Origin of the sequence: Lysinibacillus sp. Bpr_S20 (genome assembly GCF_023337835.1) — a bacterium.
Lineage (GTDB): Bacteria > Bacillota > Bacilli > Bacillales_A > Planococcaceae > Lysinibacillus.
Map to the genome: position 1 here is coordinate 78733 of NZ_JALNLQ010000002.1, position 14066 is coordinate 92798.

The 14066-nt window shown below is 37.2% G+C and carries 12 protein-coding genes, 1 riboswitch and 1 other annotated feature; of the genes, 7 read left to right on the forward strand and 5 right to left on the reverse strand.

The genetic code is table 11. The features are described from left to right. Window positions 1-29: 29 nt before the first annotated feature. From trpB to MWJ95_RS05005, 4 genes are all read right to left on the reverse strand, one after another. Window positions 30-1193, reverse strand: a complete 1164-nt coding sequence (trpB, locus tag MWJ95_RS04990) for a tryptophan synthase subunit beta (RefSeq protein ID WP_249075228.1) — start codon at window positions 1191-1193, stop codon at window positions 30-32. A gap of 59 nt (window positions 1194-1252) precedes the next feature. Next, window positions 1253-1452: a binding site (T-box leader), on the reverse strand. Window positions 1453-1926: 474 nt separating this feature from the next. After that, window positions 1927-2409, reverse strand: a complete 483-nt coding sequence (locus tag MWJ95_RS04995; protein WP_249104617.1) for a QueT transporter family protein — start codon at window positions 2407-2409, stop codon at window positions 1927-1929. A 6-nt stretch (window positions 2410-2415) separates the two neighbouring features. Then, a riboswitch (PreQ1 riboswitch) is annotated at window positions 2416-2460 on the reverse strand. A 285-nt stretch (window positions 2461-2745) separates the two neighbouring features. Next, complete coding sequence (locus MWJ95_RS05000) at window positions 2746-3141, reverse strand: DUF1259 domain-containing protein (RefSeq protein ID WP_249075226.1); 396 nt, start codon at window positions 3139-3141, stop codon at window positions 2746-2748. Between the two features lie 80 nt (window positions 3142-3221). Beyond that, window positions 3222-3476 (reverse strand): hypothetical protein, encoded by a 255-nt coding sequence (locus tag MWJ95_RS05005; protein WP_249075225.1) that lies wholly within the window; start codon window positions 3474-3476, stop codon window positions 3222-3224. Window positions 3477-3776: 300 nt separating this feature from the next. On the opposite strand from MWJ95_RS05005, the gene MWJ95_RS05010 reads away from it, so the two are divergent. The 7 genes from MWJ95_RS05010 (at window position 3777) to MWJ95_RS05040 (ending at window position 12326) form a co-directional block, all read left to right on the forward strand. Then, window positions 3777-4469, forward strand: a complete 693-nt coding sequence (locus MWJ95_RS05010; RefSeq protein ID WP_249104619.1) for an ABC transporter ATP-binding protein — start codon at window positions 3777-3779, stop codon at window positions 4467-4469. A 17-nt stretch (window positions 4470-4486) separates the two neighbouring features. After that, window positions 4487-6682 carry an FtsX-like permease family protein gene (locus MWJ95_RS05015; RefSeq protein WP_249104622.1) on the forward strand — a complete coding sequence of 732 codons (2196 nt, stop codon included), beginning with the start codon at window positions 4487-4489 and terminating at the stop codon, window positions 6680-6682. After that, complete coding sequence (locus tag MWJ95_RS05020; protein WP_249075222.1) at window positions 6679-7251, forward strand: TetR/AcrR family transcriptional regulator; 573 nt, start codon at window positions 6679-6681, stop codon at window positions 7249-7251. Before MWJ95_RS05015 ends, MWJ95_RS05020 begins: the two co-directional genes overlap by 4 nt. Window positions 7252-7602: 351 nt before the next feature. Beyond that, window positions 7603-8622, forward strand: coding sequence for an ABC transporter substrate-binding protein (locus MWJ95_RS05025; RefSeq protein WP_249104624.1), 1020 nt, complete (start codon window positions 7603-7605; stop codon window positions 8620-8622). Window positions 8623-9338: 716 nt separating this feature from the next. Next, on the forward strand, window positions 9339-10370 hold the full coding sequence (locus tag MWJ95_RS05030) for an ABC transporter permease (RefSeq protein WP_249075220.1): 1032 nt from the start codon (window positions 9339-9341) through the stop codon (window positions 10368-10370). Further along, window positions 10363-11157, forward strand: a complete 795-nt coding sequence (locus MWJ95_RS05035) for an ABC transporter ATP-binding protein (protein WP_249075219.1) — start codon at window positions 10363-10365, stop codon at window positions 11155-11157. Before MWJ95_RS05030 ends, MWJ95_RS05035 begins: the two co-directional genes overlap by 8 nt. Before the next feature lie 311 nt (window positions 11158-11468). Continuing rightward, window positions 11469-12326, forward strand: coding sequence for a nuclease-related domain-containing protein (locus MWJ95_RS05040; protein ID WP_249104626.1), 858 nt, complete (start codon window positions 11469-11471; stop codon window positions 12324-12326). A gap of 274 nt (window positions 12327-12600) precedes the next feature. Here MWJ95_RS05040 and ilvA read toward each other — a convergent pair whose 3' ends face one another. Further along, a complete protein-coding gene (ilvA, locus tag MWJ95_RS05045) occupies window positions 12601-13863 on the reverse strand; it encodes a threonine ammonia-lyase IlvA (protein ID WP_249075217.1) in 1263 nt (420 codons plus the stop codon). Window positions 13864-14066 lie beyond the last annotated feature (203 nt).

Sequence of the window (14066 nt, forward strand, 5' to 3'; positions counted from 1 at the left end):
TCCACAAAAGGAAGTCGCTCTTTCATTTTTTATCTACTTAACATTTGGAATACTTGTTCCACGTCTTTGTCTCCGCGGCCAGAAATATTGATAATAATGCTTTCTTCCGAAGATAATGTTGGTGCAAGCTTAAGGGCATGGGCAACTGCGTGGGAGCTTTCAAGTGCAGGAATGATCCCTTCAACTTTTGACAGCACTTGGAATGCTTCGAGCACCTCTTCATTCGTCACGGTTACATATTCTCCACGACCAATTGTTTTTAAATAGCTATGCTCTGGGCCAGCTCCAGGATAATCTAGTCCAGCGGCAATCGAATAGGTAGGTAGTGGATTGCCCTCTGCATCTTGCAGTACTAAACATTTGAAGCCGTGTAATTCACCCGGTGTGCCTTTATTTAATGTGGCAGCTTTATCAGGTTCAATACCGATGAGGCGAACATTTTCATCTGCAATATATTCTGCAAACGCACCAATCGCATTACTACCACCGCCAACACAAGCGAGTACTGCTGCTGGTAGCTTGCCTTCTTTTTCTAAAATTTGTTCGCGACTTTCACGGCTAATGACCGATTGAAAATGTTTGACCATTGAAGGGAATGGATGAGGCCCAACAGCGGAACCTAGTAAATAGAAAGTCGTTTCATAGTTTTCAACTAAATCAGCAAATGCTTCATCCACTGCATCTTTTAGTCGTCCTTGACCTTTATCAACAGCTACTACCTTGGCACCAAGAAGCTCCATACGGAAGACGTTTAGTGCTTGACGTTTTGTATCCTCTAATCCCATATAAATGGTGCAATCTATCCCGAACATTGCACAGGCAGTTGCTGTTGCTACACCATGCTGTCCCGCACCTGTTTCGGCGATCACACGATTAGCACCCATGCGCTTTGCCAACAAAATCTGCCCAAGAACGTTGTTAATTTTATGTGAACCTGTATGGTTAAGATCTTCACGCTTTAAATAAATTTTTGCGCCACCTAATTGTTTTGTTAAATTTTCAGCAAAATAAAGTGGAGATTTGCGCCCAACATATTCACGGAAATAATAATCTAGCTCTTTATTAAAGTCTTCATCGTCTTTATACTTTTGGAAGTTTTCATCTAAAATAGTTAATACATTTTGAAGCTCATCAGGAACAAAGCTACCTCCAAATTCACCGAAATATCCTTTTTTCTCTGCTACTTTACTCATCTACTCTCGACTCCTCTTTCTAATTTTCCCAATAAAAAAAGTCACTACAATCCTTCTATAAAAAGGACGAGTAACCGTGGTGCCACCTTCATTCGCAAAAATGCGCGCTTTCGTACTCCGGTAACGGGGAGTAATTTCGTCCTCACATTTGATGAGGCTGCTCCAAAGTCCATTCACAAGTTTGTACTACTGATTTGCACCAACCATCAGCTCTCTTTAAGTACGACCTCTTGCTACTATTCTTTTTCCTAGCATTTGTTGAAATGAATTGTAAAGTATTTTCAGAATAGTGTCAAAGCGTGCTGTGCAAATTATTCCCCTGCATAATTGTGCGAGCCCGCTGAGAAAAATTAACGGGCAAGCTATGTTATGAAGGATATAATGCATTAATTACTAACTGATAAAGTTCTTTAATTCTTTATACGGTTACGTTAGAAACTATAATGAATGTATTAAAAGAAAGGAGAAATCTTAAAATCATCGGGGTAAAAGAAAGCGTGACTAAAATAATAGAATGATACATTGCGTTGTTTTCCGAAGCATCGCTCGCCCGCGGAAAGCGAGCGGAATGCTTCGGAAAACAACAATAGAGTCAAAGCGCCAAATGAAAAAAGCGAGGTATTCGACGATTTAATCGTTGAATACCTCGTAATGTGAGAAGATAGGGACATTTTCAGTGCCCTCGATGAAACCGTCCTCTTTTTATTAAATACGGCTCGATAAGATCCGTCAGTTAAATCAAGTTTTTGAAGTTTAAGCGTTTATTCAGTGCATACATAATCGGCGCACCTACTGCTAAGACAACAAATTCACCTGCAGCAACAGTTAACCATGTCCAGAAGAATGGTAATTCTAATGCTAAGTTCAATTCAAAAGCAATGATAAACATTGTGCATGTAAATAAAAATGTATTGATGACTAAACGTGCCCAAATATTTTTGACAATCTTACAAATAAGAATGAACAACCCAAGGGTAATCATCGAATGGCCCACACCGAAGACTAAATCGTACATGCCGAGTGGTGAAAATATATTGGAGATAAATACACCAATAATAATTCCGACGGCAAAACGGGGATTGAAGGCAACTAAATGGTTAAACATTTCAGATAGACGGAATTGTACCTCTGTAAAGCCAAATGATCCGACTAATAATGTAACAGCAATGTAGAGTGCTGCAATAATGCCGCTCGTTGCTAAAAATTTTATTTTCATATTCATTTCTCCTTAGTTTTTTTACGTGGGATGGTTACGAACCACGTGAAGCAAAAGCAATCATATCAATGTTCATGCTTACTTGTAAATAGCGATGAGTAAAAAAAACGCAGAAATTCATAGTGCTAAAGGTAATATTTTGCTTTTGTCATTGCTCATTAATAAGACAGGTGTGTATGAACAGGATTTGAATTTTGAATCCATGACAAGGGGCTTGTACACTTGTTTCTTTACAGATGGAATGAAATTGGACTATAGATGAGAAGCAACCACTAAAGGAGAGTTCAGCCATATCAAAAAAGAACTGTTCTAAGCAGTTCTTTTAAAGTGACCGTTTTAGTAGTTTTTTAAAACACGAAAAGCTTGAGCAAACTTTTGGGCAAAGATTAGTGGGGGTTCTATTGATTGAAAATGAACGTATAAAATAACGGGGTCCGAATATATCCAGTGATTATGAACAGCACTTATAATCAAATTATTTTCAGCAAGTACCTTAACAAACGGAGGTAATTCCTCTTGGAGTACTACAACTTCACCTAAGTTAAGTGCATTCCCATATATATCAAGCGATTCGAATGTAATCCCAGCATGAAGTGCACTACGACTTGGGCGACCTTGAATCTTCACATTAAGGTTGCGATTCAGTTTTACTGAGCATACGCCATGTTCCATAGAAGCTTTTCCGTTTACAATCTGTGCAAATTTTGTACACATATCTTGAAAGCTTTGCATTTAGACACCCCTACTTTTTTTAAGGAGGAGTCTTGGAGTGGAAGTAGTAGGTCAAAATATCACGATTTTAATAGAACAGGTTACTCCTCTAAAATATTTTTAATTTCCTCTATTTCAATAATAATATCGTCTAGTTGTTTCTTGAATTCATCTGTATATTCTAATTCTCCATCTAATTCTTTTGTATATTCTAAGGCATTTAAGGCAAAATCAAGAGCAAATGCAAATAGACTGTCGCATAGATCAGAAATGATTGTGTCAATATTTCCTAAACTTGCACTTTGATTCTCTTGTGAATAAGAAGGCTGATTTACATTGATTTCATCATTATTCATAGTATTCCTCCTTTTTGAGAACAGCACTTTGTCTCATTTGCATCATATGCATGACATGTAAAAAAGGAGACTAGAAAGGACTATTATGTGTTGAAAAGTTAAGCCACATCTGACTAGGTGTGGCTTTTTACTATGCGTTGAAAATGTTTCGAAAATGGATTGTTTTGCAAAAACGATTGCGTAGAAGAACTTAAAATAATTATCAGAAATAGGCTTTTTTATTATTGACAAATTAATTAATCAATAATATTGTTTTGTTAATTGATTAATTAATTAATAAAAATCGTTTGGAGGTCTAACATGTTAAGAATAGAGAATTTGGTTAAAAGTTATCAAAATGGTCGTGAATTGCTTTATGCATTAAATGCTGTTTCATTGTCGATTGATGATGAGGAATTCGTTGTCATTCTAGGTCCTTCTGGATCCGGTAAATCTACACTGCTTAATGTAATTTCTGGTTTAGAGCAACCGGATTCAGGAAGTGTCACTTACGATGACTATGAGATTTGTGGATTAAATCAAAAAGAACTGACGCTATTTAGACGTGACAAAACGGCTTTCATTTTTCAAGCCTATTATTTACTCCCGTTTTTAACTGTAGAATCTAATATTAAAATGGGTGCTGATTTAAAAGGGAACAAAAATATTTCTGACATAATTGATGCTTTAGGACTTGGTGGATTAGAAAAACGTCTTCCTTATGAACTTTCGGGGGGACAACAACAACGAGTGTCTATTGCCCGTGCATTAGCGAAAAAACCGGATTTTTTGTTTTGTGATGAACCAACTGGAGCATTAGACGAAGAAACGAGCAAACAAATCTTAACTTTTTTGAAGCAGCTTCAAAAACAATTGAAATTTACCATTATTATGGTAACGCACAATGCTAGTATTGCTCAAATTGCAACAAAGGTAATCAAAATGACTAGCGGAAAAATTGTGGAAGTAACTAACAATGCTCATCCACGGGATGTTAATGAAATTACATGGTGAGAGAGGGAGTACATTTAATGAAATTTAAAAAACAGTATCCGCTAGTACTGGTTGTTGTCTGTGCAGTATTTATTTGTACGTTACTGGTTTTCTATCTTCAAAGCATAGACTCCATAAAGAAGGTACTTGCACATCAAAATCAGCAAGACTTTACGCTTACTCTACATGATGAGGGAATAATAACGGACCTTTCCAATAAGTATTCTTTCTCGTATGATCCGATGACATATAAAGTCATTTATGATGAAAAAAATGTATATCGTATTATGCAAAATACGCGCCACATTGATATTCCACTATATTCAGAAGGCGTTGCGCCCCAAAAAACAACTGAAATTGCAATAGATAAAAATTTTTCGCAGGACAATAAATTAGCATTAGGAGATCCAGTTACTATTGGCAATACAACATATTCAATTAGTGGGATTTTTACTTTACCGGACGCAATTTCACCACTGGTAGCTGATAATGGTGTTGGCTACAAACCTACTACTCAAGCATTAATTTTATGTAGTGAAGAAGTTTACTCAAATTGGGATGAACAGGAGAAAACAAGTTATGCGGGCCGCTTTTTAGAAAGTGTTTCTGAGGAACAGAAACAAACTAATCTAGAAGAAATGCTTATGGATTCACAGGTAAAGTCTGTGATGAGTAAAGAGGATAATCCACAAATACTTTCTGCATTAAGCGCAAAAGAAAAAATGTTTAAGATCAGTCTTATTAGTGCTTTAAGTTTCTTTGGTTTAACTGTGTTGGTGTTGCTTATTACTATCGTTATCCAGAGTATAACGGAGACGAAATCAACTATGGGTGTTTTAAAAGCACTTGGTTACGCTAGAATACAAATTGCTAAAAGATATTTCCTAATAGGACCTTTTGTGTTAATAGGCGCAGCTGTAGGATATTTAGTTTCCTATGTAGTTAGTCCTCTGTTCATTAATAGCATGAATGCTACATTTCTCGTGCCAAATGTTACACAAAATTTTGATCCTGTACAATTCATATTGTTTACAACAGTTCCCGCGCTGTTTTTCTTGGTAATGGCTTTTGTGATTGCGATATTCTCCTTACGTAAACCGCCATTAGAAATGATTCGTAATGGAACATCAGTAAAATTAAATTTCCTAGTTAAGCGAATAAGGATAACGAACCCGTTTAAAAAAGCAGTCTTTAAAGCCATCGTATTAAATAATATTCTATTAGTCTTTTTGGCCTTACTCACAGGCTTTATGGCTAGCGCTAATTTACAGATTGCTTTTTCTTTGCAAGCAATGTCTGATAAGGTATCCTCATTAACATTTAAAGGATCTGAATATAAAAGTAACGTACGATTCATTGAGGCGAAGGAAATGAAATTCTTAGACGCTGAAACACCTTATTTTTCAGAAGATTGTAAAATAGAGTTTCCAGATGGTGGCGTATTAAATAATGGCCAATTCATGGCTTTATCTAGTAGTCTTTCTCGCTTTAAGCTCTATAGTATACAGAAGCAGGAGACTATAGATATTTCCAAGCAGGAAGGCATTGTTGTGAATGATTGGATGCGTAAGAAATATGATTTGTCGGTTGGGGATACTGTAAAAATTTATGTAAATAATGTTGTTTATCAGTTACCTATAACGGCTATTGAGCAATCGGTATATGGGGAAGTAGTTTACAGCAATATGGACGTTGCCATCCATACGGGCCTTTTAGAAAAAGAAGAATATAATGGGGTATTTACTAAAGACAATGTCGAGTTTGACAGCAAGCGGCATCTGTTTGTTTCAAAATTTGAGGACGTATTATATGCAAGCTCTCAGCAAAAAGGTACGTATTTTGCACTGTCCTTTCTTTTTATCATAATTGGCTTGGCTTTAAGTATTTTAACGATTAGTATTGTCATGAAAATCATTATTTCCTCTAATCGTAAGTACTTAGCGATGATGAAAGCATTTGGCTATACAAATTTAGAATGCAATCGTATTGTCTTGTCTGGCTTTCGAATAATTGCCTACATCGGATTTATATTTGGAACCCTCTATGCTATTGTTGTAACTAAAATTTTATTTGGCTTATTGGCAAAAGCGTCTACCATAGCGATACCAATGACACCAGATAGTAAGGCAATAGCTCTTTCTCTTGTGATCTTTGCTGTTTCATACGAGGTCATTATGTTACTCTATAGAAAAAGCATGAATGCAGTATCGTTGCAGGAGGTTATGATGAAATGAATAAACGCCGCGAACAGAAGGAAGTTAGACGAGAGCAAATTCTAAACGCGGGCTTGGATTTGTTTATTAGAAATGGTTATCAAGGGACTACCACAAAAGAGATAGGGGATTCAGTAGGAATTAGCCAAGGATTAATGTTTCATTATTTCGGCTCTAAAGAAGAGGTATACCTTGAACTTTTGAACCGGGCTAAAATGGCTGATATTCATATTTCTGAAGAGGAATTAGAACAACCTTTAGTGTATTTAAATGCTATGGTTACGATGATACTAGATTCTTTTAATACTTATCCATTATCGGCAAAATTATTTATGTTAGTTGCTCAAACACTAATTGCAAGTAACTTACCGGATTCTATTCAACAAGTTGCTAGCGATCTGGCCGCATCTGAGAATTTCGAACGTTTAGTAAAAGAGGGTCAAGTTAAGGGAGTAATACGAGATGGTGATCCTAAAGCACTTGCAGGTTGTTTTTATTCAGCCATTCAAGGTGTTGCTCAAACGTACGTATGCTTCCCTGATATTCCGTTACCCCAAAGTAGTTGGTTAGTAGATATTTTGAAGAAGTAAAAGCGAAAAAAATACTGTTTGATGGCCTGACTTTTCTTATAGGGAATGTCAGGTTTTTTGTGTTTTACATAGATTTGGTATAGAAATTAAATGTCAGAAAAATAACTTCGCGAATTTGTCGAAAATATTTTTGTTATGTTAGAAAAAGAAATCAGTTTATAGAAATAGCGTAGTTTAGTAGTTTAAAGCGACAAATTTAGTGAAAAAATAAAATATTTTGTTAAATTTAAATGTCAGAACATTCATAATGTTGTTGACTAAGCTATATAATAAAGATAATATAGCGATACGTTCACACTTTGTTTGGATAAAGTGTGATAAATATCAAAGATAATATCGGGGGGATTATTTATGAGAAGTAATTTAAAAAAGCTTTCGTTCCTGTTATTTGGATTAGTTTTAATGCTTGCTGCTTGCGGTAGCAGTGGCTCTAATTCATCGGATTCGAAAGAGAAAGAAAAGAATAATGCCAGTGAGAGCAATGCAGATGACAAAACGTATAAAATCGGGATTACTCAAATTGTGGAGCATCCATCTTTAAATGCTGCGACTGATGGCTTTAAAAAGGCAATTGAAGATTCAGGGTTAAAAGTTGACTACGATCCACAAATAGCGCAAGGAGATAACAGCCTTAACACGACGATTGCAAACAATCTAGTAAGTGCCAACGTAGATTTGATTTTTGCAAACTCTACGCCTTCTGCACAAGCAGCAGCGACAGCTACTAGTGATATTCCCATTGTCTTCACGTCTGTAACAGATGCTGTTGGCGCACAGTTAATAGATTCAATGGAGAAGCCAGGGAAAAATGTAACAGGAACGATCGATTTACATCCTGATACTATTTCGAAAACAGTGGCATTCTTAAAAGAATTAGGCGCGAAAAAAGTAGGTATGGTTTACAATGCTGGTGAACAAAACTCAGTAGCACAAGTAAAAGAAGTGAAAAAGGTCATGGGCGAGCAAGGCCTAACAGTAGTTGAGGCATCTGCGGCAACTTCTGCGGAAGTAAAACAAGCTGCGGAATCATTAATCGGTAAAGCTGATGCATTCTATATCATTACTGATAATACAGTAGTTTCGGCTCTAGAGTCTGTCATTGATGTAGCGAATGCCAATAAATTACCACTAGTTGTAGGAGAGCTTGACTCTGTTGCACGTGGGGGCTTAGCTGCATATGGTTTTGAATATTATGACATCGGTTATGAAGCGGGGCAAATGGCTGTGAAGATTTTAAAAGGTGAAGCAAAACCTGCTGATATTCCAGCTCAATATCCACAAAAGTTAAAACTAGTCATCAATAAAAAAGTAGCAGATGGTTTAGGAATTGAAATTAAAGATTCTTGGGGTGCAGAGCTTTTAGAAAAGTAATGACCTAATTAAAACGAAGCGGGGGAGAACTAAAACTGCCCCCGCTTTATCTTCTTTTAGAGTAATAGTTTAAGGGTTTTTATGTAAGTTTTAGATCGGGGAAACTCCTATTAAATTGGTACATCATCATAGTGTAGGGTTGATTTCCGTTCCGACTGAGCGCTTTGTTGCTGCAGCTACGCTTTCGCACAGATAAAACATTTGTAGCTGACGCTTTGCTTTCGCTACAGAAAACATTTGCTGCTGCCGCTACGCTTTCGCACAGAGCAAAGCTTCCTGGGGGCGTCCGATGAGCCGCTTCGCTGCAGGGTCTCGGGCCAACAGATGTTTTTTGCGCGAAAGCGTAGTGCTAACGTAGCGGCAGCAGCATTGATGTTGGTCACGAAGGCGTTATCACAGGATGTGATGTTCTTAGCCTTCGTTCCCCTATCGCCGGTCCCCAAGGAGTCGCCCAGTCTCCACTCCAATCAACTTATATAAATTGAGTAGTATTAATATATATCATCTCCAACTTTTGGTGATGAGCTCATTATTTGAACAAATGGATTTGGTGAAAATTCCCGTGTGAGAGTATGGGGCCCATTCAGGCAACATGAGTGTTGGTCAAGAAGATTTTATCACAGAAGACGTTGCACTAATTTCATCTTAGAGAATGGATCTCAGGTAAGAATTTTTAATGAAAAATAGTTTAAGAAATTATGAGGGGATGATTCAATATGTTTTTAGCAATATTTGGTGCAATGGAGCAAGGGATCATCTATGCGATTATGGCACTTGGTGTGTATTTAACATTCCGCGTGTTAGATTTTCCGGATTTAACGGTTGATGGAAGCTTTGTAACAGGGGCGGCTACAGCAGCGACGATGATTCTGCTTGGCTACCACCCTATCTTAGCGACTTTGGTGGCAATTGTTGCTGGATTTATTGCTGGATGTATGACAGGAATTCTTCACACAAAGGGGAAAATTAATCCTCTATTATCAGGGATTTTAATGATGATTGCTTTGTATTCTATTAACCTACGTATTATGGGATCAACGGCAGAAAATACGATAGGTCGTCCAAATATTCCACTATTAAATTCAGAGACTTTATTTTCAAAGTTTCAAGCATTTTGGAGTAATTTAGGAATCGATACGGTATTAAATAACCTACTAAAAGGCTTCGGCGTACAGAAACTACCAGGAACATGGAGCACGATCATCGTCGTGTTAATCATCACAATTCTAATAAAGTTCATTGCAGACTGGTTCTTGAAAACAGAGATTGGTCTGGCTATTCGAGCAACTGGTGATAATAAGCGTATGATTCGTAGCTTCTCGGCAAATACAGATACACTTATTATTCTAGGGCTAGGACTTTCAAACGCACTTGTCGCATTTTCAGGTGCTTTAATCGCACAATATTCGAAGTTCTCGGATGTAAGTATGGGAATTGGGATGATCGTTATCGGCCTTGCATCTGTTATCATTGGTGAAGCAATTTTTGGTACAAAAACGATTATGCGTACAACTTTTGCTGTCATTGCTGGAGCTATCATTTACCGCATTATTCTAGCATTAGCATTACGAGTAGATTTCCTTGATTCTGGAGATATGAAATTAATAACAGCTATCATTGTAATTATAGCGCTGATTTTACCTCAATTTATTCATAAGAGTAAGGAGCGCAAACGCAAGGTGAAGCGCGCAGCAGAGAAGACACGAGTAAAGAAGCCGATTGAGCAGGGAGGGAAAGGCCTTGCTTAAATTACATGGCATTAATAAGATTTTCAATGAAGGTACCCCTGATGAAAAAATAGCACTTGCAGAAATTAATTTGCACTTAAAGCCAGGGGATTTCGTCACAATTATCGGTAGTAATGGTGCTGGTAAATCAACCATGATGAATATGGTTTCTGGCGCATTAACACCAGATTTCGGCACGGTTTCAATTGATGGGAATGAGGTAACTCCTTTACCAGAATATAAACGTTCTCACTATATCGGTCGCGTATTCCAGGATCCAATGGCTGGTACAGCACCAACAATGACGATTGAAGAAAATTTAGCATTAGCTTACTCGCGTAATAAGAGTAGAGGGATGCGTTTCGGTGTTGATAAAAAGCGTCGAGAATTTTTCAAGGAATCCTTACAGATGTTAGGCTTAAATTTGGAAAATCGCCTCTCTGCAAAAGTCGGCTTACTTTCTGGAGGGGAGCGTCAGGCGCTATCTCTTTTAATGGCAACATTCACGAAGCCTTCGATTTTATTGCTAGATGAGCACACGGCTGCACTTGACCCATCCCGTGCAGAGTTAATCACACGTATTACGAAATATTTAGTTGAGAAAGACAGCTTAACGACGTTAATGGTCACGCACAATATGCAACAAGCATTAGACTTAGGGAATCGCCTGATTATGATGGATAAAGGTCAAATTATTTTAGAGGTTGGCGAGGATCGTAAGCATGAATTAACCATTCCTGATTTAATGGCAGAGTTCGAACGTATCCGCGGTGAGAAAATGAACTCAGACCGTGCGTTACTAGGATAATAAATGATAAAACGCTCATACTTCGGTGTGAGCGTTTTTCTGCTAGATGTCGATATTTTTAGGAAGTTGGGTGATAAATTAAAAAAGTTGGTCGATAAATCGATAAAGTTGGTAGATAAACTAAAAAAGTTGGTAGATAAATAATCAAAAGTTCTCGATAAATATGGGAAAGTGTTTGCATTATAATCTAGCGAAAGGAGGTGAAAACATGTTACTGAAAAAACGGGAAATTTCATCGAAACAACTCATATTAGAAATGCTTGAAAGGCGATTGCCTAAATCTCACCCAAAGTCTACTTACTATTCAAGAAATGTTAAATAGAACAAGAGCAGGGTATGCAGGTGAGCAAAGAGTAGATCAGGAATGGCAAAATATCTATTTGGAGCATATGTATTATTTATTGCATGATGTTGTGCTAAAAGCTGAAGGTGGATCCATACATCAAATAGATACATTATTGATGTCGCAAAATTTTATTTTAATAGTGGAAATCAAAAATATCGTTGGTCATATAGAATATATGGAAGATCATCATCAATTTATTCGGATTACTTCTGAAGGCAAAGTCGACGGCTTTCGTAATCCCTTTGATCAAGTGAAGCGGCATGCTAGGTTTTTGCGTCAAATTTTTCAAAAAGCGGGCTATCATATACCGATTATATATATGATTGTCTCTGCAAATCCGAATATGATAATGACGTCCAGTTTATCGGCGCAGCCTATTATTCATGTGAGTGGCTTGGCAGAAAAGGTAGAGCAGTTGTTTTTACGCTATTCACGAGTCTGTTTGAGTGAAAAAGATTTAGAACATATCGTTGAACACATTCTAAAGAAGCATGAACCAACACAATGGATACCAGATATCGAGTGGGGTGAACTAAGAAAAGGGGCATTATGCTCGCAGTGTGAGTATCAGCATAAGGTACGGTATTTCTATGGGAAATGGCGTTGTAGCAAGTGTCAACGGATAGATAATAAATCGATGCTAGTAGCATTACAAGATTATCAGCTAATGCTGGGAAACAATATTTCTAATGAGCAATTTCGTAATTTTTTTGATATTGACTCAGAGAGAATAGCTTATTACTTATTGAAAAAGTTAAAGTTTGAAGTGGTTGGTGAAAATAAAAATAGAAAATATATAATTCCTGCTAAATTATTAGATTAAATGTAAGCGACGCAAACTATCGGTGCGGTCAGATAGTGTCGCCAGTAAGGTAGATGTCGATATTATTGGAAAGTTGGGTGATAAATTAAAAAAGTTGGTCGATAAATCGATAAAGTTGGTAGATAAACTAAAAAAGTTAGTAGATAAACTAGAAAAGTTGGTGGATAAACTAAAAAGTTGGGCGATAAACAATCAAAAGTTCTCGATAAATCTCAAAAGTGCCTCTATAAACCTAAAAAAGCCACACTCACATAGCAAGTGTGACCCTTTATTATTAGACTAATAAGCCAAATAGTTGGATGTCGTTGTTTACTTCTTTGTATTTGAATCCGAATTCGTTCATGCGTGCGAGTAATCCTTCGTAATCTTTACGATTGCCAAGCTCGATACCGACTAAGGCAGGACCACTTTCTTTGTTGTTTTTCTTTGTATATTCGAAAGTTGTAATGTCATCGTTCGGTCCTACAACGCTTGTTAGGAATTGGCGAAGTGCGCCTGCACGCTGTGGGAAGCTTACGATGAAGTAATATAGTAAACCTTCGTGGATTAAAGATTTTTCTTTAATCTCCTGCATACGACCGATGTCATTATTACCACCACTAATGATGATAACGACTGATTTCCCTTTAATTTCCTCTTTATAAGAGTCAAGTGCTGCTACAGACAATGCTCCTGCAGGCTCTGCAATAATCGCGTGTTTGTTATAAAGATCTAAAATCGTTGTACAGACTTTTCCTTCTGGTACTAATACAATGTCGTCTAAGTAGCGACGACAAACATCATAAGTGTGATGACCGACGCACTTTACCGCAGCACCGTCTACGAATTTATCAATCCAATCAAGTGCTACTGCACCGCCTTCTTCAAATGCAGCCTTCATACTGCCCGCCCCAGAAGGCTCTACACCAATAATTTTGCTAGTAGGGGAAAGGTTTTTCACATAGGCAGAAACCCCTGACATTAAGCCGCCGCCACCAATACTACCAAATACGTAATCAATCGGCTCCTCTATATCATTCATAATTTCAACTGCGACTGTTCCTTGCCCAGCAATGACATCAAAATCATCAAATGGGTGAATAAAGATTTTATCGTGTTCATCACAGTGAGCTAATGCACTTTCGGCAGCATCATCAAAGGTATCACCTGCTAAAATAATTTCTGCATAATCTCGACCAAACATACGCACCTGGTCAATTTTTTGCTTAGGTGTTGTTTGAGGCATAAAAATACTTGCTTGAATTTTCAATTGTGCGCAGGCGTAGGCAACACCTTGAGCATGATTGCCAGCACTTGCGCAAACAACGCCAGCTTCACGAGCCTCTTCTTCAATTTTTTTAATCTTATAATAGGCACCACGAAGTTTAAATGAGCGTACATGCTGTAAATCTTCGCGTTTAAAATAAATATTAGCTCCATATTTCTCGGATAAATAGTCATTTTTTTGTAGCGGCGTGTGCACCACTACGTCTTTTAAGAAATGATGTGCAATCAAGATATTTTCTACTTGCACAGTTCTAGTGTCAGCAGCTTCCATAGTATCCATCCTCCGTTATACGTTTAAAACATTTATCTATGATAGCATATTTTATTTGCTTTTGGTTATTAATTTTTAGTAAATTCTAAATTTTCGGTGTCTACTTAATAAAAATGTAGAATAATTAAATTTCTTCGAGAATATTTTGTAGAAATAAAGGATACACCTATTTCCTCATAACGAAAATGGTCAAGCATATACTA